Source organism: Stenotrophomonas riyadhensis (genome assembly GCF_040256885.1).
Lineage (GTDB): Bacteria > Pseudomonadota > Gammaproteobacteria > Xanthomonadales > Xanthomonadaceae > Stenotrophomonas > Stenotrophomonas riyadhensis.
On the sequence record NZ_CP155568.1, the window covers coordinates 740,331 to 765,196 of the forward strand.

Sequence of the window (24,866 nt, forward strand, 5' to 3'; positions counted from 1 at the left end):
CAGTGTAATCAGGAGGCATTGGCCAAAGCGATGAATTCGGCCACGTCCAACTGTTCGGCGCGGGCATCGGGACGCACGCCGGCGGCGACGAACTGCTCGGCGGACACCACGTTGTTCAGGGCGTTGCGCAGGGTCTTGCGGCGCTGGCCGAAGGCGGCCTTCACCACGTCGGCAAAGCGCTTGTGGTCGTGGATGTTGATCGTGGCCGGGTCACGCGGTACCAGCCGCACCACGGCCGAATCGACCTTCGGCGGCGGCCGGAACGCGCCCGGCGGCACCACGAACAGCGACGTGACCTGGCAGTAGGCCTGCAGCATCACGCTGAGGCGGCCATACACCTTGCTGCCGGGACCGGCGGCCATGCGGTCGACCACTTCCTTCTGCAGCATGAAGTGCATGTCGCGGATCACCGCAGCATGTTCCAGCGCATGGAACAGGATCGGCGAGGAGATGTTGTAGGGCAGGTTGCCGACCAGGCGGATCGGCTGGCCGGCGGCCAGCTCGGTGAAGTCTACGCGCAGCACGTCGCGGTGGACGATGGTCAGCTCGCCCAGCGGTTCGGCGGCGGCGGTCAGCGGTGCGATCAGGTCGCGGTCGAACTCGATCACCGTCAGCGTGGGGTGCACGCGCAGCAGCGGCAGCGTGATCGCGCCCTGGCCGGGGCCGATCTCGACCAGGCGGTCGCCATCTTTCGGGTTGACCGCCATCACGATCTTGTCGATGTAGTGGCGGTCGGCCAGGAAATGCTGGCCAAGCTGCTTCTTGGCCGGGGCGGTGAACACCGGGCCGGAGGGGGAATGCGGGGAATTCATGCGCTCAGTGTACGTTGCCGCGCAAGCTGCGCACACAGCGTCGTTGCCGCCTGCAGGCTGGAGGGATCGGCGATGCCGCGGCCGGCGAGGTCCAGCGCGGTGCCATGGTCCACTGCCACGCGCGGGTAGGGCAGGCCCAGGGTCAGGTTGACCGCCTGTTCGAAGCCTGAGTACTTCAGCACCGGCAGGCCCTGGTCGTGGTACATCGCCAGCACGGTGTCGAAGCCGGCCAGCTTGCCGGGCAGGAAGGCGGTATCGGCCGGCAGCGGTCCGATCAGGTCCATGCCCTCCGTGCGCAGGCGCTGCAGCAGCGGGATGACCAGGTCCAGTTCCTCGCGGCCCAGATGACCGTCTTCACCGGCGTGCGGGTTCAGGCCGAGCACGGCGATGCGCGGCGCAGGCAGGCCAAACTCACGGCGGAGGGCGGCATGCACGGTGCGCAGCGTGTGCTCCAGGCCGGGTGCGGTGATCGCGTCGGCCACCTCGCGCAACGGCAGGTGGGTGGTGGCCAGGGCCACGCGCACGATGTGGTTGGCCAGCATCATCACCACCTTCACTCCGGCCTGGTCGGCCAGCAGTTCGGTGGTACCGCTGTAGGCGATGCCGCCTTCGTTGATGACCGCCTTGTGCACCGGGCCGGTCACCACGCCGTGCAGTTCGCCGGACAGGCAGGCCTGGCCGGCGCCGAGCAGGGCACCGATGACCGCGCCGGCATTGGCCGGATCGGCCTGGCCGAAGCGGCTGGGCGCGGCGTTGCGGACGGCACGCAGGCGCAGATCGCCGGGGACGCGTGCTTCGGCGTCCTCGGGCAGCAGTTGCAGGGGCAGGTTCAGCGCGGCCGCGGCCGCGTGCAGGGTATCCGGGTCGGCGAAGGCCAGCAGCCGGCAATCTTCACGCGGCTGCTGGACAAGGCGGACACACAGCTCCGGGCCGATCCCGGCGGGCTCGCCCGGTACCAGAGCGAGCTCGGGGCGCATCGGTCAGGACTGCGGCGGGGTGGCGGTGTTTTCCGCGCGGTCGCCACTGCGGAAGCTGACGTAGGCTTCGCCACGCAGTTCCTGCAGGAAGCGGTTGTACTCGTCTTCCAGCTTGCGGCGGCCGATGGTCTCGCGGACCTGGGCACGCTGGTTGTCGGTGGTCACGTCGGTCTGGCGGGTGCCCACGCGCTGCACGATGTGCCAACCGGCATCGGTGCGGAACGGCTGGCTGACGCCACCATCCTGGATGCCCGACACCTGCTGGCCGAATGCAGGACCGAACGCATCGGCCGGGAACCAGCCCAGATCGCCACCCTGGCCTCGGCTGTTGTTGTCCTCGGAGGACTCCTTGGCCACGGTCTCGAAGTCTGCGCCGCCGGCAATGCGCGCGCGCAGCGTGTCGATCTTGGCCTTGGCGGCGGCGTCGGTCTGGTGGTCATCCACACGCACCAGGATATGGCGGCCGTGGTACTCGGTGATGGTGTTGCCACTGGCTGCAGCGCTGGCATCACGCACGTCCACCAGCTTCAGCAGCTGGAAGCCGCTGGGGCCGCGGATCGGGCCGACCACTTCGCCGGGCTTCATCTTTTCCATCAGCTGTGCGAAGGCCTGCGGGATTTCATCCAGGCTGCGCCAGCCGAGGTCGCCGCCTTCCAGCGCGTTGGGGCTGTCCGAATAGCGCACGGCGGCGGCATTGAAGTCCAGCTCGCCCTTGTCCAGCAGGCCCTTCACGCCGTCGGCCTTCTTCTGGCCGGTGGCGATCTGGTCGGCGTTGGCACCGTCGGGCAGGGCGATCAGGATGTGCGCCAGGTGGTACTGGTTACCGACCGTGGCCTGCTGCTTCAGCGCGGCATCGACTTCGCCCTCGCTGACGCTGATGCGGCTCTGCGCGAAGCTCTGGCGCAGGCGCTGCACGGTGATTTCGTCGCGCACCGATGCGCGGAAATCATTGAAGTCGATACCGTCATGGGCCAGGCGCTGGCGCAGGGCATCCAGGGTCGAACCGTTCTGCTGGGCGATGGCATTCATCGCCTGGTTCAGCTCCTGGTCGCTGACACGGATGCCGCTGCCTTGGGCGCGGGCGACCTGCAGCTTGACCAGCACCAGGCGCTCGAGCACCTGGCGGCTGAGCACGTCTTCCGGCGGCAGCTGGTTCTCCCGCCCGGCGTACTGCGCCTTGATGTTGGCGATCGCACGCTGGAGCTCGCTCTGCAGGATCACGTCCTCATCGACGACGGCGGCAATGCGGTCGAGCGGCTGCGCCTCCTGGGCAAGCACCTGCAGGGGGGCGGACACGCTGGACACCGCCAGCAGCGAGGCGAGTAGAACGGGGAAGCGCTTGGTCATGGGATCAGATTCGGATCGTAGTCATCGCGGGTCGCCCCGGTGTTGCTGGGCGGCACGAGATAGAGGTCGTCGCGGTTGTAGCCGAGGATAGCACGGCGCAGAGTGCGGTCCGTGTCCTGGCCGATGGAGCTCAGGCCCTTCAGGACGAACTCCACCTGGATGGAGTTGTTCATCTCGCCTTCGCGATTGCGGACATAGCGGCGGCCGACCACACGCACGGCCAGGCAGCAGCTGTCCCACTGGACGCCGCCGATGATTTCCAGCGGCTCCTTGTCCTGCAGCGAGTAGTAATAGCGGCCGACCAGGCTCCAACGCGCATTCAGCGGGTACAGGAACGACAGGTCGGCCTGCTCCAGCAGGGTGCGGTCATGCTTGTTGGCACCGGGCAGAGCACCGGCATTGATGCGGTAGCGGTAGCTCAGGTTGACCACGCCGTCGTTGGGCATCAGGTAACGGGCACGGACGCTGGCCAGATCCTCGCGCTTGTACTTCGGATCCCACTGGTAGGTGGCGCCCAGGGTCCAGCGGTCGTTGATCATGTAGTTGCCGTCGGCGATCCAGGCCGACTTGCCCTTTTCCACCGGGGCGCCGCCGGGGGTGGTGGTCACCCGCGACTCATCGAAGTACTGGATCTGGCCGATCGAGGCCGAGAAACGTTCCTTGCCGGTGGTCTGGTCGATGAACCGGGTGCTCACCGCCAGGGTCAGCTGGTTGGCGTCGTTCTGGCGGTCGGCGCCGGTGTAGCGCGAGTCGCGGAACAGCTGGCCCCAGCTGAAGGTGAAGTCACGGGTGTCGAAGATCGGCAGCTCGTCCTGGTTGCGGTACGGCGTGCGCAGGTAGAACAGGCGCGGTTCCAGGGTCTGCAGGAACGACTTGCCGCGGATGCTGGTTTCGCGATCGAAGAACAGGCCGGCGTCGATGCTGCCGATCGGCAGGCTGCGGCTGGGCGAGGTATTGCCGCGCAGCTGCTCGGGCGTGGCCGTGTTCGGGTCGATGCCCTGCGAACTCAGGATCTGGGCCTGGATGCCTCTCACACCATCCACCAGGCCACGGTCCAGCTGATAGGCGGTGTAGCGGTAGGCCAGGGTCGGGGTCACATACCAGGCCGCGCCGCTGATCGGGAACGACACATACGGCTTCACGTCCAATCGCGAACCGCCGCTGATACCGACGCCGTCTGTCCACTGCACTCCGTTGCGGGTGTACTGCAGATCCTTACCGGTGCCGACGGCGTTCTTGAAGTTGATGTCGTCGTGGGTGAAGCGCACCGCTTCGGCGTAGATGCCGGCTTCCAGCCAGGGCCGGACCGGCTTGTCCCAGTTGAAGTACAGGCGTGGCTGGCGGTTGTAGGGCAGGGCGCGCTCGTCGAGCGTGTAGTCAGTCAGCTGCCAGCGGTCGGCCATGATGCCGGCCGTCCAGTTCGTGCCGGTGCCATACAGGCCCACCGTGCTCTGCAGGTTGGAGGCGGTCACCCCCACCAGGCGGTTGGCGAAGTCCTCGACATAACGCTCGTCGCTGACCCAGGCCAGGTTGGCGCGGGCCTGCCAGTGGTCGTCCACGTTGTGGTAACCGGAAAACATCACGCGGCCGCGGTCGCGGTCGCGCAGGCGGTCGTTGGGCATGAACGATGTCAGCACCTCGCCACGGCCGCCGTTGTAGAGGTAGCGGAACTCGTTGTCGAGCAGCAGGCCGCGCCGGCTCATGTAGCGCGGGGTCAGCGTGTCGTCGTAGTTCGGCGCCAGATTGAAGTAGATCGGCTGCGCGTAGTCGACGCCGTTGCGGCCGGACATGCCCAGCTGCGGGAACAGCAGGCCGGTCTTGCGGCGATCATCGATCGGGAACTTGAAGTACGGCGCCCACAGCACCGGCACCTTGCCGATGCGCAGCACGGCGTTGCGGGCCGTACCGAAGCCTTCGTCGTTGTCCACTTCGATCTGCGGCGCCGACAGCTTCCACACCGGCTGCGACGGGTCGCAGGTGGTGTAGGTGGAGCGGTGCATCTGGCCGACCGCGCCCTGCAGGTCGACCGATTCGGCATCGCCGTTGCCCCGGCGCGACACCAGCTGGTACTTGATGTCGGAGATCTTGTGGGTGTCGCTTTCCTGGTTGCCCTCGGCGCGCTTGGCGATCATCCGGATCGACCCGTCCTGGTAGCGGACGTTGCCGTCGGCGATGTAGTTGCCGGTCTCGGTATCGAAGCTGAGCTTGTCGGTGCCGACGAACTGGTCGCCGCGGCGCAGTGCCACGTTGCCCTCGTACTGCGGCACCGTGGTGGTGCCCAGCAGCTGGTCACCCTCGATGTCGGTCGGCTGCTGCTCGCGCGCGGCGGCGGCGCTGGCCTTGTCCTGGGCCGGGACCGGGGTGGGGGCGTCGGTGAACGCGGGAATGACGTCGGTGGCCGGGCACAGGCCCCAGTTGAGCGGCTTTTCATCGGCCATCGCCGGCAGGCTGATGGCGATGCTCAGAGGCAGGGGAAGCAGGCGGAGGGCTCGGCGCACGCGGTTCGGATTCGGGCGAAAACGGACGGTAGCTTGCCCCATCCCTTGCATAGGGGCAATGAAGGGCGCCGCAGGGGGCCGGTTCGGGTTCATCCGGCGGCGGCGCTGGAAGCCGATGACATCAGGGCCTGGACGTGGGCCACGCTGCACTCGGCGAGGGCCTGCAGGTCGTAGCCGCCCTCCAGCATCGACACCACCCGGCCGGCCGCGTGACGACGCGCCAGCGCGTGCAGTTCACGGGTGATCCAGGCGAAATCGTCGGTCTCCAGCATCAGGTCGGCCTGCGGGTCGCGCAGGTGGGCGTCGAAGCCGGCCGAGATCAGCAGCAGCTGCGGACGGAAGTCGTCGATGGCCGGCAGCATCTCGTCGGCCCAGACATTGCGGAAGCGGAACCCCCCACTGCCCGGCGGCAGCAGGATGTTCATCAGGTTGCCGGCACCGCGGTCGCGGCGCAGGCCGGAATTGGGAAACAGCCCGGCCTGGTGGGTGCTGTAGTACGAGACCCGGGCATCGTGCTGGAAGATGTCCTGGGTGCCGTTGCCGTGGTGGACATCGAAATCGACCACCGCGATCCGCTCCAGGCCATGGCGGTCGCGGGCATAGGCGGCGGCGATGGCGATGTTGTTGAGCAGGCAGAAGCCCATCGCCGTGCTGCTGGTGGCGTGGTGGCCCGGCGGGCGTACCGCGCAGAAGGCCAGCGGGTCGTCGCCCAGCATCACCGCATCGACCGCGGCCACGCCGGCGCCGGCGGCATGCACGGCGGCGCTGGCCGAGCCGGGTGAGGTCCAGGTGTCCATGTCCAGCTGGCGCAGCGGTGCGGTCTGCGGTTGCAGCACGAAGTCGAGCAGGGCGCTGTCGTGGACCCGGGTCAGTTCACCGAACTTGGCCGGTGGTGCTTCGCGCCACTCCAGCTGGCCGGGGAACGCGGCGTGCAGCGCGTCCAGCACATGCTGCAGGCGTTGCGGGCACTCGGGATGGCCCGGACCGGGGTCATGCAGCAGGCAGGACGGGTGGGTATAGACCAGCATCGTGCCGACTCAGCGCTGGCGCTGCTGTGGCTGCCACAGCGCTTCGCCATGGCCATCGGCGCGGGCCAGTACGCGGGCCAGCACGAACAGCAGGTCCGACAGCCGGTTGAGGTACTGCAGCGCCTCGCTGCGCACGGCCTCGTGGCGGGCCAGGGTGACCGTCTCGCGCTCGGCGCGGCGGACGATGGTGCGCGCCAGGTGGCAGCGCGCGGCGGCTTCGCCACCGGCCGGCAGGATGAACTCCTTCAGCATCGGCAGGTCGGCATTGTAGTGGTCCAACTGCTGCTCCAGCGCCGAGATATCGGCAGCGTGGATCGCGGCATGGCCGGGAATGCAAAGCTCGGCGCCCAGGTCGAACAGCTGGTGCTGCAGATGCACCACCAGCGCGCGGACATCCTCGGGCAGCGCCGTGGCCAGCAGCAGGCCGAGCGCGGCATTGGCCTCGTCGACGGTGCCGTATGAGGCGACACGGGCGTCATCCTTGGCCACGCGCTGGCCGTCGCCAAGGCCGGTACTGCCGTCGTCGCCGGTGCGGGTGTAGATGCGCGAGAGGCGATGACCCATGGCGCGGCTCAGTGGCGGATGTCGCGGCGGGCCTGCTGGAGCTTCAACACCTGCTCCACGGCCAGCTGCAGCGCGGCAGCCAGCGCCACATAGATCGCCGTGGTGCGCAGGTAGGGCCCGAACCACTGTGCGTAGTTCTGTGCCCAACCGGCCAGCGTCGGTTCGGCCACGTTACGGCTGGTCCAGTAGAAGCCGCCCTGCGCCAGCAGGTGACAGACCGCCACCGAGGCGACCAGCAGCAGCGCGCCCTTGGCCAGTACCGGCCAGCGCGCACTCTGGTAGTTGCGGCCCAGCAGCATGCCGCCGGCCCACAGCGAGAAATAGGCCGGCAGCAGCAGCCAGTAGCCCGGGGAGACGCAGTAGTGCTGCCAGAAATCCAGGCCGCTGCTGCGGATCACGATCCAGTCCACCAGCACCGCGAACACCATCAGCAACGGGAACGCCCAGCGGGTCCAGCGCGCCAGGTAGAAGCCACCGATGAAGAACACGGCCCAGGAGGCATCGGGGATCGCCGCGAAGTGATTGACCCGGGTCGCCGCCAGCAGCAGTACGAGTACGGACAGGACGAAGGCGCGGTTGGCGGTGTCGGACATGGTGGGGGCCCGGAGCGGATTCAGGTTTCATTCTAGCCCGCCGCGCAGGTTGGCGCAGGTCGGGGGGCGTTGGGTGTTCGGGCGGGGCGAGCGCGTATCATGAACACCATGAGTGAACGACATGACGTGCTGATCGTCGGTGGCGGCCTGGTCGGCGCCAGTTTGGCCATTGCCCTGGATCGCCTGGGCCGCGATGTGGGCCTGCTCGAGGCCAGCCCGGCTGGCGAGCTGCCGGCGGTGTTCGACCAGCGCAACCTCAGTTTCGCCGCGGCCACCGTCAACGCGCTGACCGCGCTGGGGGTGATGCAGAAGCTGGCGATGGCGCCGGGCCCGATCCGGCGCATCCATGTGAGCCGTGCCGGTGATTTTGGCCGCGTGCAGCTGGAGGCGGCCGACTACGACCGGCCGTGGTTCGGCCAGGTGGTGGTGGCGCGTGACTTCGGCCAGGCGCTGGAAGCGCGCCTGCAGGAGCTGCCGCAGCTGCGCCGTTACCGGCCGATGCGGTTCCTGGGCCTGGGCGAGGTGGTCGACGGCTACCGCCAGGTGCGGGTGGCCGACGAGGCCGGCGAGCGCGTGCTGCTGGCACGGCTGGTGGTCGGTGCCGATGGCACGACCAGCGGTGTGCGCGGCGCGCTGGGCATCGAGGTCGACCGTCATGATTTCCAGCAGACCCTGTTCGTGGCCCGCGTGCGCAGCCAGCGTGCGCCGGACGGCACCGCCTGGGAGCGCTTCACCGATACCGGCCCAACCGCCCTGCTGCCGCGTGGTGACCGCCACTTCGGCACTGTGCACGGTGTTGCGCGCGACCAGGCCGATGCGGTGATGGCGCTGGATGATGCGGCCTGGCTGCAGCGGCTGCAGGATGCGATCGGCTGGCGTGCCGGCCGCCTGCTCGAATCTGGCCCGCGCAGCGCTTACCCGCTCATCCAGGTGCTGGCGCGCGCGCTGGCCGGTGAGCGCACGGTGCTGCTTGGCAATGCCGCGCAGACCATCCATCCATTGGGTGCGCAGGGCTTCAACCTGGGCCTGCGCGATGCGCTGACCCTGGCCGAACTGCTGGAGGATGCGCATGAGGATGCCGGCAGCGACGCGCTGCTGCAGGCCTATGTCGCGCGCCGCGAGGACGACCGCCGGCAGACGGTGGCGTTCTCGGGTGGCCTGGCACGCCTGACCAGCAATCCGGCACCGCTGATGCGGCCGCTGCGCAGCCTCGGCCTGGTGGCTGCACAACGTGCCTCGGTGCAGTCGATGCTGGTCGGTGGTGCGATGGGCTTCCGTGGTGAAGTGCCGCGCCTGTGCCGCGGAGAAGCCGCATGAGCCGGCGCACGCGCCTGGACGTGGCCATCGTCGGTGGTGGCGTGGTCGGTGCCGCCTGTGCGCTGGCGCTGGCCGATGCCGGTCTGTCGGTTGCGCTGGTGGAGGGCCGCGAACCCGCGCCATGGCAGGCCGCACAGCCGGACCTGCGGGTGTTCGCCTTCGCCGCCGACAACGTGCAGTTGTTGAACCGCCTGGGTGTGTGGCCGGCCATCGCGCAGGCCCGCGCGTGGCCCTACCGGCGCATGCAGGTGTGGGATGCGGCGGGTGGCGAGGATCTGTTGTTCGACGCCGACCGCTTCGGTCGGCGCGAGCTGGGCTACATCGTCGAGAACGGCCTGCTGCAGGATCGCCTCTGGTCGGCGCTGCCGGCGGCGGGCGTGCAGCTGCACTGCCCGGCACGGGTGGAAGCGCTGGAGCAGGACGAGGACGGCGTGCGCCTGCGGTTGGATGACGGGCGCCGCCTGGAAGCGGCGCTGGCCGTGGCCGCCGACGGCGCCGAGTCGACCCTGCGCCAGCTGGCCGGAATCGAGGTCGAGCGGCATGACTACCACCAGCGTGGCGTGGTGGCCTACGTGGACAGCGAGCTGCCGAACCAGGCCACCGCCTGGCAGCGCTTCCTGCCGACCGGACCGCTGGCGTTGCTGCCGGTGGCCGAGCGCCGCAGTTCGATCGTCTGGACCCTGCCCGAAGACGAAGCTGCTCGCGTGCTGGCCTTGGACGAGGACGCCTTCAACCGCGAGCTGACACGGGCCTTTGCTGCGCGCCTGGGCGAACTGCGGCTGGCATCACCGCGTGCGGCCTTCCCGCTGCGTCGGCAACTGGCCCGTCACTACGTGGCTGGCCGCGTGCTGGCGCTGGGTGATGCTGCGCATGTGGTGCATCCGCTGGCCGGGCAGGGCGTGAACCTGGGCCTGCGCGATGTCGCCGCCCTGCAGCAGTGGCTGGCGCCGTCGGCCGAGCGCCGCGGCCAGCCGCGGCTGTCGCCACAGCGCCTGCAGCGCTGGGCGCGCGAACGGCGCAGCGACAATCAGATCGCCGCCTACAGTTTCGATGCGATCAATCGGCTGTTCTCCAACGACGAGATGCACCTGACCCTGGCCCGCGGCCGCGCGCTGGGCTGTGTCGGCAAATGGCCGCCGCTGGTGCAGGCGTTCTGGAAGCGCGCCGCCGGGGTCTGACCGGAATACCGGCCGCTCTGGCAGGTGCCAACGCCGCTCTGGTAGGTGCCAACCTTGGTTGGCACAAGGCTGGAAATACCCTCGCCTTATCCGGGCCCAGGATGCCTGATGGATGTGCCAACCAAGGTTGGCACCTACCAGAAGCGGGCTCCGTTACCGCCGTTGATCCACGCCACGCGTGGATGACGATCGCGCCGGTGGATCAATCAACCAGCCATCCAGCCAGGTCGGCACGGTCCAGCTTGCCGCGGTGCCTGCGATCCAGTGAATTGAACTCGTCGGCCAGCGCCGGGTTGGCCTGTGCTTCCTGGCGGCTGATGAAGCCATCGCCGTTCACGTCGAGGTCGCTGAAGCGGATGCGGTACTGGCCGATCACGCTGCTCGGTTCCAGCGAGCGAACGGTGACCTGTGCTTCGCCGGCCGGCTGCGGAATCTCGACGCTGCCGGTGACCAGACCGGCGCCCAGCGGTTGCTGGCGGATGGCGCCGCCGGTCGGGCCCAGCGGCTGGCTCTGCGCCGGCGTGGACGGGCCGTGTTGGGCCATGGCCGGTACCGAGGCCAGCAGGGCGGCCAACAGCAGGGCGGAACGCGGAATGTTCATGACAGGCTCCTTGCCAGAGGGTACCGGGAGCGTACTCCCGGCAACCTGTGCCGCCGATGACGGATCAGCGCAGCGGCGAGGCCAGCACGGTGATCTCTTCACGGTCGTGATAGAGCTGCTTGGCACGCACCACCAGCGGCTTGCCGGCCTGGTCCTGGAACAGGTCCAGGCACAGCCGGGTCTCGTCCCAGCGCTTCTTCATCGGCAGCTTCAGATTGAAGATCGCGTGCCTGCACCAGCCTTCGCGGAACCAGGTGGCCATGCGTTCGGCCACGCGGCGCGGCTGCTCGACCATGTCGCAGACCATCCAGTCCAGCGGCTGTTCCGGGTGCCAGTGGAAGCCATCGGCGCGCAGGTGCTCGACCAGGCCGGTGTCCAGCACATGCTGGCGCAACGGGCCGTTGTCGATGCTCAGTACGTGCATGTGCTGGCGGGTCAGCACCCAGGTCCAGCCGCCCGGTGCGGCACCCAGGTCGGCCGCGCGCATGCCGGGCCTGGCCAGCGCTTCGCGTTCTTCCGGCGTCAGCAGGGTCAGCAGTGCTTCGTCCAGCTTCAGCGCCGAACGCGAAGGCGCTTCGGGCAGCAGCTTCAATCGCGGAATGCCCAGTGCCCATGGTGCGCTGTCGGCCGGGTCGGCCACGCAGACGAAGGCATGGGTGCCGTCGACGAACACCACGTGCAGGCGCGGCAGGCGGTCGTTCGGCTTGTCGGTGAGCTTGCCGGCCTTGCGCAGCGCCGGGCGCAGCGCGTTGCCGAAGGCACGGGCCAGCCCGGACAGCGGCTTGCCGGCGTCCGAATCGGGATGTTCCACCCACAGGTCGCCGAAGCGCGGCGCATCGGCCAGCACCTCCAGCATCGGGGTGATGCGGTCGGCCGGGTCCAGTTGTGGTAGCTCGGCCAGCACCACCAGCTTCTGCCGCGCGAAGATCAGTTCGCGCCAGCGCAGGCGCGGTGCCAGTGCCGCAGCTTCGTCGCACATGAACAGCACGTAGCCATCATTGCGCTGGGTGCGCGCATAACCGGCGAAACCGGCTTCACCGGCGCGGAACTGCAGTTCGCCGGCCAGCTCGGGCTCGAAGCCCTGCCGGCACAGGCACAGCAGGCCGATGCCGGTCTCAGTAACGGGCGCCATCGCTTTCCCCATAGGCACGCAGCACGCTGCGCGCGGCGTCGCGGTTCAGGCCCTGCACCACTTCGATGCCGCGCTTGTTGAGTTCACCCACCCAGTCGGCCGGCAGCGGGCCTTCGTCGAACGGGGTCAGCTCTTCGACGTCGGCCGAGTTGGCACCGATCAGCAGGCGGTCGATGCCGGCCCACACGGTGGCGCCGTAGCACTGGCAGCACGGCTGCGAGCTGGTGGCCAGGGTGACCGGCGACAGTACCGCGTTCAGGCGCGGGGTCTGCAGGCGCTGCTGGGCCAGCATGTAGGCCATGTTCTCGGCGTGCGCCAGCGAGGTCGCGTGCGGCATCACCCGGTTCACGCCGGCGGCGATCACCTTGTCATCCGGGCCGAACACCACCGCACCGAACGGGCCGCCACTGGCGTGCTCGACGTTCAGCCGCGACAGCTCGATCGCCAGCGCGACCTTGGCCTCATCGCCCGGATATCGACGATCCAGGTCGATCTGGTCGTGGATCCAGGCGGGAAGGGTCAGGTGGACTTGCGCGTACAGCATCGCGGGGGTGCCTCGTAGGGAATGGAAGAAGGTGCGGTTGCTTGGGAAACCGGCGCGCAGTGTAGCCGCACCGGCCTGTATCGGGTGTGGCGGCGGGTCAGCCCGGCGAGCCGGTGCGGATCACCACGTACTGCTTGCGGAATTCCAGCCCAGCCTGCGGCCAGCTGGCCGCGTAGGCGCGCAGCGGGGGCAGGGCGGCGGCGAAGTCGTGGCCGTTGACCCGGCAATCGGCCTCGCACAGGCCGTCGGCATCGCGCGAGGCGAACAGGCGGATGGCGAGGAACTGGCGGGCTTTCAGCAGCTCATCGAAGGCCTCCATGCTGCGCGTGAACAGGCAGCAGGGGCAGGAACCGTGGTCGTCCTCGCTGCAGGTGGAGGCATCCACCTCCTGTGCGCGGTAGTGCGCCAGCGGCCCCAGCACCACGGTGCGCTGCAGTTCTTCGCCTTCGTCGGCGCCCGGATAGGTCAGGCCCAACATCGGCAGGCCCTGCGCGTCTGCGGCGCCGACGGCGGTCTGCAGCGTCGCCAGGTCCACCCGCACCCAGGCCTGGAAGCCGGACAGCAGCGACGCCTGCTCATCGGCACCGTTGGCGTGCTGGTACTCGAACAGGCCATCGGCGAACAACACCGGATGCTGGGCCTCGATGACGGTGGAGGTCTGCCAGCCGCCGTTGTCGCTCGCGTGCGCGGCCATCGCGTGCGGGGTCAGGCGCAGGCCGCTGTCCAGCAGCAGCGCGCCGCCGTCGGCGCGGCAGGCGATGCCGGCGTCCTGCAGGACCTGCTGCAGCAGCGGGAGGAGAGCGGCGGAGGTCGTGGTCATGTCAGGCCTGTGGATGGATGGGGTGGAACATCCAGGCAGGGCCTGGGGATCTAGTGGTCGAGCGCGTCGAGTTCGGCGCGATATCGCTGCGCGTCGGGCTGCTGTTGCGGATCGTTGCCGTGGTCGCGCAGCCAGGTTTCCAGCTCGCGGCCATAGTCCGCGCGGAAATCGGCATTGCCCGGGCTGAAATGCAGCTTGCGTGCCGCCACCTCCACGCGCTCGCGCGCGCTGGCACGGGCCTGCGCGATGCCGTGCGGCGATTCGTTGGTGAGGATGACGAAGTTGCGCGGGAAGCCCGGCGTGTACTTCACCACGAATGGCTGGTTCTGCGCCGGGATGCGGATGGCGTTTTCCAGCGGCCACAGCGAAGCGGTATTGGTGTGGAACACCACCTCCACATCGCGCCCTTCGGCAGTGCGCAGCACCGCTTCGTAGCGCCAGATGTACTGCTCGTTGAGCGTGGAGTTGGTTTGCTCGGCCTTGACGATCACCGCTTCACCACGCTCGCCCACCACGTTGAGGAAGGCGGCGTTGAGGAAGTGGCCGAGGAAGATGTTGAGCATCGCCAGCGGGAACACCACGATGGCGTAGCCCGGAAAGCGCCGCCACCACGAGACCAGCCCGGCCAGCACCATCGCTGCAAAGAACGTCAGCAGCGGATGCTGCGAGATGAACCAGAGCAGGGCGGAGAGGGCGGTGATCATCGTCGGATTCGTGCGGGCGCCTTCCCGGCGCCCGCGCAGGTCCTCAGGCCGACCAGGTGTCGCGCAGGGTCACGCTGCGGTTGAACACCGGCTTGGCCTCGGTGTGGTCGCGGCGGTCGGCGACGAAGTAGCCGGTGCGCTCGAACTGGAACGACTGCTCCGGCGCAGCGCTGGCCGCGGCCGGCTCGACATAGCCGGTGACGGTGCGGCGCGATTCCGGGTTGAGGTAATCGCGGTAGGTCTTGCCTTCCGATTCGTCGTCCGGGTTCGGCACCGAGAACAGGCGGTCGTACAGGCGGATCTCGGCCGGCACGCCATGCACGGCGCTGACCCAGTGGATGGTGCCCTTGACCTTGCGGTTGGCGCCTTCCATGCCCGGACGCGATTCCGGATCCAGCCAGCCACGCAGTTCGGTGATGGTGCCGTCGGCATCCTTGATTACTTCGTCGCAGCGGATGATGCCGGCGCCGCGCAGGCGCACTTCGCCACCCGGCACCAGGCGCTTCCAACCCTTCGGCGGCACTTCGGCGAAGTCCTCGCGGTCGATCCACACTTCGCGTGCGAACGGCACTTCGCGGCTGCCGAAGCTCTCGTCCTTCGGGTGGTTGCTGAAGGTCAGCTGCTCTTCATGGCCTTCCGGCAGGTTGGTCAGCACCAGCTTGACCGGGTCGACCACCGCCATGCGGCGCGGCGCTGCACTGTCCAGGTCTTCGCGCAGCGCGCCTTCCAGCACGCTGAAGTCGATCAGCGAATTCTGCTTGCTGATGCCCACGCGCTCGGCGAACAGGCGCATCGCGGCGGGGGTGTAACCACGGCGGCGCAGGCCCTGCAGGGTCGGCATGCGCGGGTCTTCCCAGCCGTCCACCAGCTGCTCGGTGACCAGCGCCATCAGCTTGCGCTTGCTCATCACCGTGTAGTTGATGTTCAGGCGCGAGAACTCGATCTGGCGTGGTTTGGCGGCTTCGCGCGGCAGGCCGGCATCGACCAGCGGCTGGGTCAGCGCGTCGTCGTGCGCGAAATCGACGTTGTCCACGCACCAGTCGTACAGCGGGCGGTGGTCTTCGAATTCCAGCGTGCACAGCGAGTGGGTGATGCCTTCGATCGAATCACCCAGCGCATGGGCGAAGTCGTACATCGGGTAGATCGGCCACGCATTGCCGGTGTTCTGGTGCTCGACGTGCTTGATGCGGTACAGGGCCGGATCGCGCAGGTTGATGTTGCCGCTGGCCATGTCGATCTTCGCTCGCAGGGTGCGCGCGCCATCCGGGAACTCACCGGCACGCATGCGGCGGAACAGGTCGAGGTTCTCCTCGACGCTGCGGTCGCGCCACGGCGACGGGCGGCCCGGTTCGGTCAACGTGCCACGGTAGGCGCGCACTTCCTCGGCCGACAGGTCGCAGACATAGGCCTTGCCCTGTTCGATCAGCTTCTCGGCGGCCAGGTAATAGGTCTGGAAGTAGTCCGAGGCGTGGCGCAGCTCGTTCCAGCTGAAGCCCAGCCAGCGCACGTCGTCCTGGATTGCGGCCACGTATTCCGGGTCTTCCTTGGCCGGGTTGGTGTCGTCGAAGCGCAGGTTGCAGAGGCCGCTGAACTCGCCGGCGATGCCGAAGTTCAGGCAGATCGACTTGGCATGACCGATGTGCAGGTAGCCGTTCGGTTCCGGCGGGAAACGGGTCTTGATCGCCTGGTGCTTTCCGCTGGCCAGGTCCTCGCGCACGATCTGGCGAATGAAATCGCGCTTTTCGTGGCTGTCGGCGGGGGTCTCGGGGCTGGCGGGGGTGTGCTCGGACATGAGTCGGCGAAAAGAAAGGCAGAAAGACCAACAGTCTAGCGCGTACCGGGCAGGGCTGCCCGGTGGGGCGTGGGGATGCCGGCCAGCGGCCGGCACTACCCACCCATCTTCCGGCAGCGCCGACCGCAGGCCGGCAGAACGGTCATGCGCCGTCACCACCACCATTCAGCCCCCCGGCGTATGCTGGAACTCTCTCCCACGGAGCTGCCGCATGCACATCGTGTACAAGGCCGACAACCTGTTCGACGCCCACCTGGTCAAGCACGCGCTGGAGGATGCTGGCATCCCGGCCTTCGTGTTCGGCGAGTCGTTGCTGGGCGGCATGGGCGAGCTGCCGCTGTTCGGCGTGCTGCGGGTCGGGATCCCCGACGCGGCGCGGCCGCAGGCCGAGGACATCGTGGCGGCGCTGGACTTGGGCCACGCGCCGGACGCCCCCATTTCCGATGCAGACGACATAGCCGGCCTTCCGGCGTAGGAGCGCATCATGTTGGGAATTGGCCAGGGCATCCTCGGCATCGGCGCCTTCAAGCAGCGCCTGCCGCGCCCGGAAGAAGCACTGCCGGGGCGTGACCAACCGCTGCCGCTGCACAGCAACCAGCACTTCGTGAACAGCCATCCGCTGAAGGACCGTTTCGCCGGCCTGCAGCAGATCCGCTTCGCGCTGGGCTGCTTCTGGGGCGCCGAGCGCAAGTTCTGGACCGAACCGGGCGTGTACAGCACATCGGTGGGCTATGCCGGCGGCATCACCCCGAACCCGACCTATGAAGAGGTCTGCTCGGGCCTGACTGGCCACACCGAAGTGGTGCAGGTGGTGTTCGACCCGGCGGTGGTGAGCCTGGAGCGGCTGCTGCAGCTGTTCTGGGAAAGCCACGACCCGACCCAGGGCATGCGCCAGGGCAACGACACCGGCACCCAGTACCGCTCGGCGATCCATGCCACCGACGAGGCGCAGTACGCTGCCGCGCTGGGCAGCCGCGAGGCCTACCAGGCGCAGCTGGATGCGGCCGGCTACGGCCCGATCACCACCGAGATCGTGTACCCGGCACCGGAGTACTACTACGCCGAGGACTATCACCAGCAGTACCTGGCGAAGAATCCGAACGGCTACTGCGGTATCGGCGGCACCGGCGTGAGCTGCCCGATCGGGCTGGATGTGGAGGCGCCGCGCTGACGCGCGGTGGTCCGCCTGCGGCGGGCAACGTCAAAATCAACGTCAACAGCCAAAGCGGTTCTGGGTTTCTGCGGGTTGGGCGGGGCGGTGTGGGTGGGCAGGACACGCCGTAAACCCGTCCCTGGGGGCTCGATGGCGCCATCCATGGCGCCAACGGTCCTGCCCACCCACACCGCCCCACCTCCGACAGTTTCCCGGTGACGGTGGGCAAGAGCATGGGTTACTGACGAACTGAAAGAAAAGAAAAAGGACGCGGCCTTCGCCGCGTCCTTTTTCTTTTTTGCTTCTGCTTCCTGTAGAGCCGAGCCATGCTCGGCTGCGAGCAAGCGAAGCGCGCGACCCGCTGTTGCTCTTCTTTCTTTCTTCCGTGGCGGCCGGCCACAGAAAACTGTCAGAGGGCGGGCGGGTTGGGTTCGCGGGGGTGTCCGCGGCATGGATGCCGCGGCCAAGCCCCCATGGATGGGTTCACGGCGTCCCCCGCGAACCCAACCCGCCCGACCCAGCGCGGCTTTTGCTCCACGCAGTTCGCGACCAAGCCCCCGCCACGAGGGGCTCAGCCGTTGGCCGGAATCCTCACAGTTCCGAACGAATGCGCTCGCGCAGCGCCTGTAGATCCTTGGCAAATGCATCGATGCCGGTCGCCAGCTTCTCGGTCGCCATCGGATCGGCCGCCAGGTCAGCTGCGAACTTCGCGGCATCGATCGGGGCCACCGTCGCGCCATCCGCCGCACCGGCCACCAGCTTGCGCGGCAGCTCGCCGTGGTCGGCGTCCAGCTTCTCCAGCAGGTCCGGCGAAATCGTCAGGCGGTCGCAGCCGGCCAGCGCTTCGATCTGCGCGGTCGAACGGAACGAGGCGCCCATCACCACGGTCGGCGAACCGCGGCGCTTGAATTCGGCATACACGCCACGCACGAACTTCACGCCCGGGTCTTCATCGATGTTGGCCGGGGTCTGGCCGTTGGCCACGTACCAGTCCAGGATGCGGCCGACGAACGGCGAGATCAGGAACGCGCCGGCTTCGCTGCAGGCCAGCGCCTGGGTCGGGTTGAAGATCAGGGTCAGGTTGCAGTCGATGCCCTCGGCCTGCAGGATGCGCGCGGCTTCCACGCCTTCCCAGGTCGCGGCGATCTTGATCAGGATCTTCTCGCGCGGCACGCCGGCATCGGCGTACATCTGGATGAACTGGCGGGCCTTGGCTACGGTGGCAGCGGTGTCGTGGGCCTGGTCGGCATCCACTTCGGTGGACACGCGGCCCGGCACCAGCGTGCTCAGCAGCGCGCCGACGCCGATGGTCAGGCGGTCGGCCACGGCGTGCACCACCGCTTCGCGGTCGCCACTCTGCTGGCGGCCCCAGGCCAGTTCGCGTTCGATCAGCTCGGCGTAGACCGGCAGGTCCAGCGCCTTCTTCACCAGGGTCGGGTTGGTGGTGCAGTCCACCGGCTGCAGGCGCTTGATCGCCTCGTAGTCACCGGTATCGGCAACGACCACGGACAGTTCGCGCAGCTGGGACAGTTTGGACGGGGTACTCATTACGGCTCCTGGTGCAGGGGGATCGAATCGCGCGCGGTGCGCAGCGGTAATCAGGGGCGGTCGTTGTGGACCGCGGTCACGCGCAGGCGCAGCTTGCGGCCGCCGGGCGCGTTCCAGTCGATGCTCTGGCCGATCGAAAGGCCGAGCAGGGCACTGCCGACCGGGGCCAGCACGGAAACCTTGCCTTCATCGACGTTGGCTTCGCGGGGGAAGACCAGGGTCAGGACGTGCTTCTCGCCCGACACTTCATCTTCGCACTCCACGCGCGAATGCATCATGACGATGCCTTCGGGAATCTGGTCCGGTGCCAGCACGGTGGCACGGTTGAGTTCTTCAGCAAGCGCGAGCGCGGCAGGCGTCTGGCTCAGCGCAGGGGATTCGAGCATGGCGTCCAGGCGGTCCATGTCGAAGGTAGAAACGGTGATCGACGGCGGCAGGCCGCTGGCGGTGTTCATGGTGAAGCTCCTTGGTTGAAAGCCATGCAAAAGGCGGCACCTGCTGGCGCCGCCTGTCTGTATTGTGGGGACAAATGCGGCCGGAATCGACTCCTGCCGATTCCAGGCCGGTGTTGCGGGGGTTCAGCCGTTCAGCGCGGGGCCGGGCAGGGCGGGTGCATCGCTGGCGGCATTGAGCGCCTCCAGCGTGAACAGCGCCTGCGGCAGGCGCTTGAACTGGTCGGCCAGCTCCATCAGGAAGTCGTTCATGGCCGAGCTGCGCCGCCAGATCATGGCGATGCGGCGGCTGGGACGACCTTCGCCGGTGAAATCGAGCAGGCGGATGTTGTTCGAGCGCGGCACCGGCGGCTGCACCGACAGGCTCGGCAGCAGGGTGATGCCGACGTCGGCGGCGACCATCTGCCGCAGCGTTTCCAGGCTGGTGGCGCGGAACTCGGACTTCTCGTTGGCACCGAACAGGCGGCAGACTTCAAGCGCCTGGTCGCGCAGGCAATGGCCATCTTCCAGCAGCAGCAGCTTCTGCGTGGCCAGTTCCTGCACGTCCAGGTGTTCGCGACGGGCCAACGGGTGGCGCCCGGACACGGCCAGCAGGAACGGTTCCTCGAACAGGAACTCGGCATGCAGCTGGTCGTCGATCACCGGCAGGGCCAGCAGTGCAGCGTCTAGCTTGCCTTCGCGCAGGCGATCCAGCAGCACATCGCTCTTTTCCTCGACCAGCAGCAGTTCCAGCTCCGGGAAGCGATCGCGGATGCGTGGAATCACATGCGGCAGCAGGTACGGGCCGAGGGTCGGGAAGATCCCCAGGCGCACCGTACCGGCTTCCGGATCGCGGCTGCGTCGCGCCGCTTCCTTCAGCTGTTCCACTTCGGACACGATCACCCGTGCCCGTGCTGCTGCTTCCTGGCCGGCCGGGGTCAGCATCACCTTGCGCGGTGCACGTTCCACCAGCGGCAGGCCCAGCTCTTCTTCCAGCTTGCGGATCTGCGTGGACAGCGTCGGCTGGCTGACGAAGCAGGAGGCGGCAGCCCGGCCGAAATGCTTGTGGTCGGCCAGGGCTACCAGGTACTTCAGATCACGTAGGTTCATCCTTACACCCCAGGGGTAACGGACCGGCTGACGGCATGGTTACCCGACAGGCAGACAATGTTCCCGGTGATCTGGGAACGGTGGATCAGGCAGCTTCAGCAACGGCACCGCTGCTGCTGCTCACCGACGAGCGGATCAGGTGGTCGAACGCGCTCAGTGCGGCGGTCGAACCGGCGCCCATGGCGATGATGATCTGCTTGTAGGGTACCGTCGTGCAATCGCCAGCAGCGAACACGCCTGGCAGGTTGGTCTGGCCGCGGTCGTCGATGACCACCTCGCCACGCGGCGACAGCGCCACCACATCCTTCAGCCACTCGGTGTTGGGCAGCAGGCCGATCTGCACGAAGATGCCTTCCAGCTCGACGCGGTGGGCATCACCGCCGACGCGGTCCTTGTAGACCAGGCCGGTGACACGGCTGCCGTCGCCCAGCACTTCGGTGGTCTGTGCGCTGGTCAGCACGGTGACGTTGGCCAGGCTGCGCAGCTTCTTCTGCAGCACTTCATCGGCGCGCAGGCTGGAATCGAACTCCAGCAGGGTTACATGCGACACGATGCCGGCCAGGTCGATGGCCGCTTCCACGCCGGAGTTGCCGCCGCCGATCACCGCCACGCGCTTGCCCTTGAACAGCGGGCCATCGCAGTGCGGGCAGTAGGCCACGCCCTTGTTGCGGTACTGGTCTTCGCCCGGCACGTTCATCTGCCGCCAGCGCGCGCCGGTGGACAGGATCACCGAGCGCGACTTCAGCACCGCGCCGTTCTCCAGCTGCACCTGCACCAGGCCGTCGTCGCCGGCCGGCACCAGCGCACTGGCGCGCTGCAGGTTCATGATGTCCACCTCGTACTCGCGCACGTGCTGTTCCAGCGCCGTGGCCAGCTTCGGGCCTTCGGTCTCCTTCACCGAAATGAAGTTCTCGATCGCCATGGTGTCCAGCACCTGGCCACCGAAACGCTCGGCGGCGATGCCGGTGCGGATGCCCTTGCGTGCAGCATAGATCGCCGCTGCCGCACCGGCCGGGCCACCGCCCACCACCAGCACGTCGAAGGCGTCCTTGGCCGCGATCTTCTCGGCATCGCGCTTGCTGGCATTGGTGTCCAGCTTGGCCACGATCTGCTCGAGGGTCATGCGGCCCTGGTCAAACACTTCACCGTTGAGGTACACGGTCGGCACCGACATGATCTCGCGCTGCTCGACTTCGTCCTGGAACAGGGCACCGTCGATGGCCACGTGCTGGATGCGCGGGTTGAGTACCGCGGCCAGGTTCAGCGCCTGCACCACGTCCGGGCAGTTCTGGCAGGACAGCGAGAAGTAGGTTTCGAACTTGTATTCACCTTCCAGGTTCTGCACCTGCTCGATCAGCTCGGCGGTGGCCTTGGACGGGTGGCCGCCGACCTGCAGCAGCGCCAGCACCAGCGAGGTGAACTCGTGGCCCATCGGCAGGCCGGCGAAGGTCAGGCGGATGTCCTGGCCCGGGGTGCCCAGGTCGAAGGACGGCACGCGGCCCTGGCCATCGCGCAGCACCTGCAGCGAGATCTTGTCCGACAGGCTTTCCAGGGTCTGCAGCAGTTCCAGCATTTCCTGCGACTTGGCGCCGTCGTCGGCGTGCGCGGTGATCTGGATCGGGCGGGTCACGCGCTCCAGATAGGTCTTCAGCTGCGACTGCAGGTTGGCGTCCAACATCGGGTCATCTCCTGGCTTCAGGCAAACAGGGGGCGTGGCACCGCTGTAGAAGGTAGCGGACCAGCAGGGGGTAGGGGTGAACCCAAGACAGCGACCGTGGAAGGGGCTGGCTGGCCAAGGCGGGCGAGCGTTGGCTGTCTTGGGTTCACCCCCACGCCGGCGGGGGGACCGGCACGGGGATGAAGGGCGCGCCGTGGCGTGGGGCCACGGCAGGCCGGTACTGCCTTAGATCTTGCCGACCAGGTCCAGCGACGGGGTCAGGGTCTTCTCGCCTTCCTTCCACTTGGCCGGGCAGACCTGGTTCGGGTTGGCGGCGGTGAACTGGGCAGCCTTCAGCTTGCGCAGGGTCTCGGCGACGTCACGGGCGATCTCGTTGGAGTGGATCTCCAGGGTCTTGATCACGCCTTCCGGGTTGATGATGAAGGTGCCGCGCAGGGCCAGGCCTTCTTCTTCAATGTGCACGCCGAAGGCGCGGGTCAGCTGGTGGGTCGGGTCGCCGACCAGCGGGAACTGGGCCTTGCCGACGGCCGGCGAGGTTTCGTGCCACACCTTGTGCGAGAAGTGGGTGTCGGTGGTGACGATGTAGACCTCGGCGCCGGCCTTCTTGAACTCGGCGTAGTGGTCAGCGGCGTCTTCGATCTCGGTCGGGCAGTTGAAGGTGAAGGCGGCCGGCATGAAGATCAGGACGGACCACTGGCCCTTCAGGCTGTTGTCGGAAACCTTGATGAACTCGCCATTGTGGTAAGCGTTGGCTTCGAACGGCTGGATCTGGGTGTTGATCAGGGACATCGTTTTTCCTCTGGTGAAGGGGAGTGGGTGAATCGACAGGACCTAGGTTACCGATTCGCTCGCGATAAGAACAATCCATTGATTGCATCTATTTGATAGATGGAGTCTATCAAAATCCCATGAGCCGGCACTGAACCTTGCCGCCCTCATCCTGCAACTGCCTGTGTGACAAGGGAAAGCTCCCGGAGGCGCAGAATGCGGCCGATAGCCCCTCCTTATGCCCTCTGGCGAAACCTGAACGGATTCCAGCTTTTGTAGAGCCGAGCCCATGCTCGGCTGCGGGTGGAGCAGCCGAGCATGGGCTCGGCTCTACAATTGCGGCATGTCTTTCCAACCCGAACCCTCCCTGCGCCAGATCGTGGCCGAGGCCAGTGCCCGCCTTGGCGGCGTCGAGGCCCGCCACGAGGCCGAACTACTGCTGCTGCACGTGCTGGACCGCCCGCGCAGCTGGCTGTTCGCGCATGCCACCGATCCGCTGGCCGCCGCCGACCAGGCCGCCTTCGAAGCGTTGCTGGCCCGCCGCGTGGCCGGCGAGCCGGTGGCCTACCTGACCGGCCGCCGCGGTTTCTGGACGCTGGACCTGGAGGTCGACCCGGCCACGCTGATCCCGCGGCCGGAAACCGAACTGCTGGTCGAGCTGGCGCTGGAGCGCCTGCCATCAGACCAGGCGCTGCAGCTGGCCGACCTCGGCACTGGCAGCGGTGCGATCGCTCTGGCGCTGGCCAGCGAACGGCCGCAGGCGCAGGTGCTGGCCACCGATGCCAGCCCGGGTGCGCTGGCCGTGGCCGCGCGCAATGCCGCCCGCCATGAACTGCGCAACGTCCGCTTCGCCGAGGGCGGGCAGGACTGGTATGCGCCGCTGCAGGGCGCGCGGTTCGACCTGATCGCCAGCAACCCGCCGTACATCGCCAGCGACGATCCGCACCTGGCACAGGGCGACCTGCGCTTCGAACCGGCCACCGCGCTGGCCTCCGGCGTGGACGGGCTGGATGACATCCGCGGCATCGTCGACGGTGGCCTGGCCCACCTGCTGCCCGGCGGTTGGCTGCTGATCGAGCACGGTTGGGACCAGGGCGTGGCGATCCGCGCGCTGTTCGACGCTGCGGGTTTTGCGGAGGTGCAGACCGCGCAGGACCTGGAGCAGCGCGACCGCATCACCCTGGGCCGGCGTCCGGCCTAGAATGGAGGTTCTCCTGCCCCGGCAGGGCATCACCCTGGAGCTGCAAGCATGCGTACGCTGTACCCCGCCATCACCCCCTACGACGTCGGCACCCTGAAGGTCGACGACCGCCACACGCTGTACTTCGAACAGTGCGGCAACCCGGATGGCAAGCCGGTGGTGATGCTGCACGGTGGCCCGGGCGGCGGCTGCAGCGACAAGATGCGCCAGTTCCACGACCCGTCCAAGTACCGCATCATCCTGTTCGACCAGCGCGGTGCCGGCCGTTCCACCCCGCACGCGGACCTGGTGGACAACACCACCTGGGACCTCGTCGCCGATATCGAGAAGCTGCGCGAGCACCTCAAGGTTGATCGCTGGCAGGTGTTCGGCGGCAGCTGGGGGTCGACCCTGGCACTGGCCTATGCCGAAACCCATCCGCAGCGCGTGACCGAACTGGTCCTGCGCGGCATCTTCATGCTGCGTCGCTGGGAGCTGGAATGGTTCTACCAGGAAGGCGCCAACCGCCTGTTCCCGGATGCGTGGGAGCATTACCTCAAGCCGATTCCTTCGGTGGAGCGTCATGACCTGATCTCGGCCTTCCACCGCCGCCTGACCAGCGACGACGAAACCACCCGCCTGGAAGCGGCCAAGGCGTGGGCGGTGTGGGAAGGCGCGACCAGCTTCCTGCACGTCGATGATGACTTCATCAACAGCCACGAAGACCCGCACTTCGCGCTGGCCTTTGCCCGCATCGAGAACCATTACTTCGTCAACGGCGGCTTCTTCGAGGTGGAAGACCAGCTGCTGCGCGACGCCCACCGCATCGCCGATATTCCGGGCGTGATCGTGCACGGCCGCTACGACGTGGTCTGCCCGCTGGCCAATGCCTGGGACCTGACCAAGGTGTGGCCGAAGGCCAAGCTGGAAATCACCCCGGCTTCGGGTCACTCGGCGTTCGAGGCCGAGAACGTGGACGCGTTGGTGCGCGCCACCGATAGCTTCGCCTGATCGTTGATTGCCCAGGGGTCGGATCCCTTTCCCGCGGAAAGGGCTCTGACCCCGAGCCGCAACCCCATCCACGCACGGCG

At 67.8% G+C, this 24,866-nt stretch carries 24 protein-coding genes; 6 read left to right on the plus strand and 18 right to left on the minus strand.

Features of this window, described 5'->3' with window-relative positions:
* Positions 1-8 precede the first annotated feature (8 nt).
* The 7 genes from rsmA to SriyCCGPB3_RS03400 all read right to left on the minus strand — a co-directional run bounded on the left by rsmA (position 9) and on the right by SriyCCGPB3_RS03400 (position 7,819).
* Positions 9-812 carry a 16S rRNA (adenine(1518)-N(6)/adenine(1519)-N(6))-dimethyltransferase RsmA gene (gene rsmA / locus SriyCCGPB3_RS03370; protein ID WP_110711087.1) on the minus strand — a complete coding sequence of 268 codons (804 nt, stop codon included), beginning with the start codon at positions 810-812 and terminating at the stop codon, positions 9-11.
* Positions 809-1,789, minus strand: a complete 981-nt coding sequence (pdxA, locus tag SriyCCGPB3_RS03375; protein ID WP_164162695.1) for a 4-hydroxythreonine-4-phosphate dehydrogenase PdxA — start codon at positions 1,787-1,789, stop codon at positions 809-811. Before pdxA ends, rsmA begins: the two co-directional genes overlap by 4 nt.
* A 3-nt stretch (positions 1,790-1,792) precedes the next feature.
* Positions 1,793-3,136: a peptidylprolyl isomerase gene (locus SriyCCGPB3_RS03380; RefSeq protein ID WP_110711089.1), complete on the minus strand. Its 1,344-nt coding sequence runs from the start codon at positions 3,134-3,136 to the stop codon at positions 1,793-1,795.
* Positions 3,133-5,634 carry an LPS-assembly protein LptD gene (gene lptD / locus SriyCCGPB3_RS03385; protein WP_164162696.1) on the minus strand — a complete coding sequence of 834 codons (2,502 nt, stop codon included), beginning with the start codon at positions 5,632-5,634 and terminating at the stop codon, positions 3,133-3,135. Before lptD ends, SriyCCGPB3_RS03380 begins: the two co-directional genes overlap by 4 nt.
* Positions 5,635-5,723: 89 nt before the next feature.
* Positions 5,724-6,662 (minus strand): histone deacetylase family protein, encoded by a 939-nt coding sequence (locus tag SriyCCGPB3_RS03390; protein ID WP_110711090.1) that lies wholly within the window; start codon positions 6,660-6,662, stop codon positions 5,724-5,726.
* Positions 6,663-6,671: 9 nt separating this feature from the next.
* On the minus strand, positions 6,672-7,226 hold the full coding sequence (locus SriyCCGPB3_RS03395; RefSeq protein ID WP_350259875.1) for a cob(I)yrinic acid a,c-diamide adenosyltransferase: 555 nt from the start codon (positions 7,224-7,226) through the stop codon (positions 6,672-6,674).
* An 8-nt stretch (positions 7,227-7,234) separates the two neighbouring features.
* The gene (locus tag SriyCCGPB3_RS03400) at positions 7,235-7,819 is read right to left on the minus strand and encodes a hypothetical protein (protein WP_088024424.1); all 585 of its coding nucleotides are present in this window, start codon (positions 7,817-7,819) and stop codon (positions 7,235-7,237) included.
* Positions 7,820-7,927: 108 nt separating this feature from the next.
* Here SriyCCGPB3_RS03400 and ubiH point away from each other — a divergent pair, with 108 nt between their 5' ends.
* Both ubiH and SriyCCGPB3_RS03410 read left to right on the plus strand, forming a co-directional pair.
* A complete protein-coding gene (ubiH, locus tag SriyCCGPB3_RS03405) occupies positions 7,928-9,136 on the plus strand; it encodes a 2-octaprenyl-6-methoxyphenyl hydroxylase (protein ID WP_350259876.1) in 1,209 nt (402 codons plus the stop codon).
* Complete coding sequence (locus SriyCCGPB3_RS03410) at positions 9,133-10,314, plus strand: UbiH/UbiF family hydroxylase (protein WP_153856330.1); 1,182 nt, start codon at positions 9,133-9,135, stop codon at positions 10,312-10,314. Before ubiH ends, SriyCCGPB3_RS03410 begins: the two co-directional genes overlap by 4 nt.
* 202 nt (positions 10,315-10,516) lie before the next feature.
* Here the strand turns inward: SriyCCGPB3_RS03410 and SriyCCGPB3_RS03415 are convergent, their stop codons facing one another.
* From SriyCCGPB3_RS03415 to SriyCCGPB3_RS03440, 6 genes are all read right to left on the minus strand, one after another.
* Positions 10,517-10,915, minus strand: a complete 399-nt coding sequence (locus SriyCCGPB3_RS03415) for an EF-hand domain-containing protein (RefSeq protein WP_153856331.1) — start codon at positions 10,913-10,915, stop codon at positions 10,517-10,519.
* Positions 10,916-10,979: 64 nt separating this feature from the next.
* Positions 10,980-12,047, minus strand: a complete 1,068-nt coding sequence (gene rlmM, locus SriyCCGPB3_RS03420; RefSeq protein ID WP_110711094.1) for a 23S rRNA (cytidine(2498)-2'-O)-methyltransferase RlmM — start codon at positions 12,045-12,047, stop codon at positions 10,980-10,982.
* Positions 12,031-12,591 carry a nucleoside deaminase gene (locus tag SriyCCGPB3_RS03425; protein WP_004154307.1) on the minus strand — a complete coding sequence of 187 codons (561 nt, stop codon included), beginning with the start codon at positions 12,589-12,591 and terminating at the stop codon, positions 12,031-12,033. The genes rlmM and SriyCCGPB3_RS03425 overlap by 17 nt, the downstream gene beginning before the upstream one ends.
* Before the next feature lie 97 nt (positions 12,592-12,688).
* Complete coding sequence (locus SriyCCGPB3_RS03430) at positions 12,689-13,411, minus strand: DUF6348 family protein (RefSeq protein ID WP_350259877.1); 723 nt, start codon at positions 13,409-13,411, stop codon at positions 12,689-12,691.
* Between the two features lie 50 nt (positions 13,412-13,461).
* Positions 13,462-14,115 (minus strand): hypothetical protein, encoded by a 654-nt coding sequence (locus tag SriyCCGPB3_RS03435; protein WP_350259878.1) that lies wholly within the window; start codon positions 14,113-14,115, stop codon positions 13,462-13,464.
* Between the two features lie 43 nt (positions 14,116-14,158).
* Positions 14,159-15,907 carry a glutamine--tRNA ligase/YqeY domain fusion protein gene (locus SriyCCGPB3_RS03440; RefSeq protein WP_350259879.1) on the minus strand — a complete coding sequence of 583 codons (1,749 nt, stop codon included), beginning with the start codon at positions 15,905-15,907 and terminating at the stop codon, positions 14,159-14,161.
* A 211-nt stretch (positions 15,908-16,118) separates the two neighbouring features.
* On the opposite strand from SriyCCGPB3_RS03440, the gene SriyCCGPB3_RS03445 reads away from it, so the two are divergent.
* Together SriyCCGPB3_RS03445 and msrA are read left to right on the plus strand one after the other, a co-directional pair.
* The gene (locus SriyCCGPB3_RS03445) at positions 16,119-16,382 is read left to right on the plus strand and encodes a DUF2007 domain-containing protein (RefSeq protein ID WP_010481810.1); all 264 of its coding nucleotides are present in this window, start codon (positions 16,119-16,121) and stop codon (positions 16,380-16,382) included.
* 30 nt (positions 16,383-16,412) lie between these two features.
* On the plus strand, positions 16,413-17,078 hold the full coding sequence (gene msrA, locus SriyCCGPB3_RS03450) for a peptide-methionine (S)-S-oxide reductase MsrA (protein ID WP_350260354.1): 666 nt from the start codon (positions 16,413-16,415) through the stop codon (positions 17,076-17,078).
* Between the two features lie 573 nt (positions 17,079-17,651).
* Here the strand turns inward: msrA and SriyCCGPB3_RS03455 are convergent.
* The 5 genes from SriyCCGPB3_RS03455 to ahpC all read right to left on the minus strand — a co-directional run bounded on the left by SriyCCGPB3_RS03455 (position 17,652) and on the right by ahpC (position 22,616).
* On the minus strand, positions 17,652-18,608 hold the full coding sequence (locus tag SriyCCGPB3_RS03455; RefSeq protein WP_153856334.1) for a transaldolase: 957 nt from the start codon (positions 18,606-18,608) through the stop codon (positions 17,652-17,654).
* Between the two features lie 50 nt (positions 18,609-18,658).
* Positions 18,659-19,063 carry a nucleoside diphosphate kinase regulator gene (gene rnk / locus SriyCCGPB3_RS03460; RefSeq protein WP_065722817.1) on the minus strand — a complete coding sequence of 135 codons (405 nt, stop codon included), beginning with the start codon at positions 19,061-19,063 and terminating at the stop codon, positions 18,659-18,661.
* Positions 19,064-19,186: 123 nt separating this feature from the next.
* Positions 19,187-20,149, minus strand: coding sequence for a LysR substrate-binding domain-containing protein (locus tag SriyCCGPB3_RS03465; protein ID WP_094000372.1), 963 nt, complete (start codon positions 20,147-20,149; stop codon positions 19,187-19,189).
* A gap of 85 nt (positions 20,150-20,234) precedes the next feature.
* Complete coding sequence (gene ahpF, locus SriyCCGPB3_RS03470; RefSeq protein WP_153856335.1) at positions 20,235-21,827, minus strand: alkyl hydroperoxide reductase subunit F; 1,593 nt, start codon at positions 21,825-21,827, stop codon at positions 20,235-20,237.
* A gap of 225 nt (positions 21,828-22,052) precedes the next feature.
* Positions 22,053-22,616 carry an alkyl hydroperoxide reductase subunit C gene (gene ahpC / locus SriyCCGPB3_RS03475; RefSeq protein WP_014036055.1) on the minus strand — a complete coding sequence of 188 codons (564 nt, stop codon included), beginning with the start codon at positions 22,614-22,616 and terminating at the stop codon, positions 22,053-22,055.
* 322 nt (positions 22,617-22,938) lie between these two features.
* On the opposite strand from ahpC, the gene prmC reads away from it, so the two are divergent.
* Positions 22,939-23,796 (plus strand): peptide chain release factor N(5)-glutamine methyltransferase, encoded by an 858-nt coding sequence (prmC, locus tag SriyCCGPB3_RS03480; RefSeq protein ID WP_153856336.1) that lies wholly within the window; start codon positions 22,939-22,941, stop codon positions 23,794-23,796.
* Positions 23,797-23,844: 48 nt separating this feature from the next.
* Positions 23,845-24,786 (plus strand): prolyl aminopeptidase, encoded by a 942-nt coding sequence (pip, locus tag SriyCCGPB3_RS03485; RefSeq protein WP_014646006.1) that lies wholly within the window; start codon positions 23,845-23,847, stop codon positions 24,784-24,786.
* Positions 24,787-24,866 lie beyond the last annotated feature (80 nt).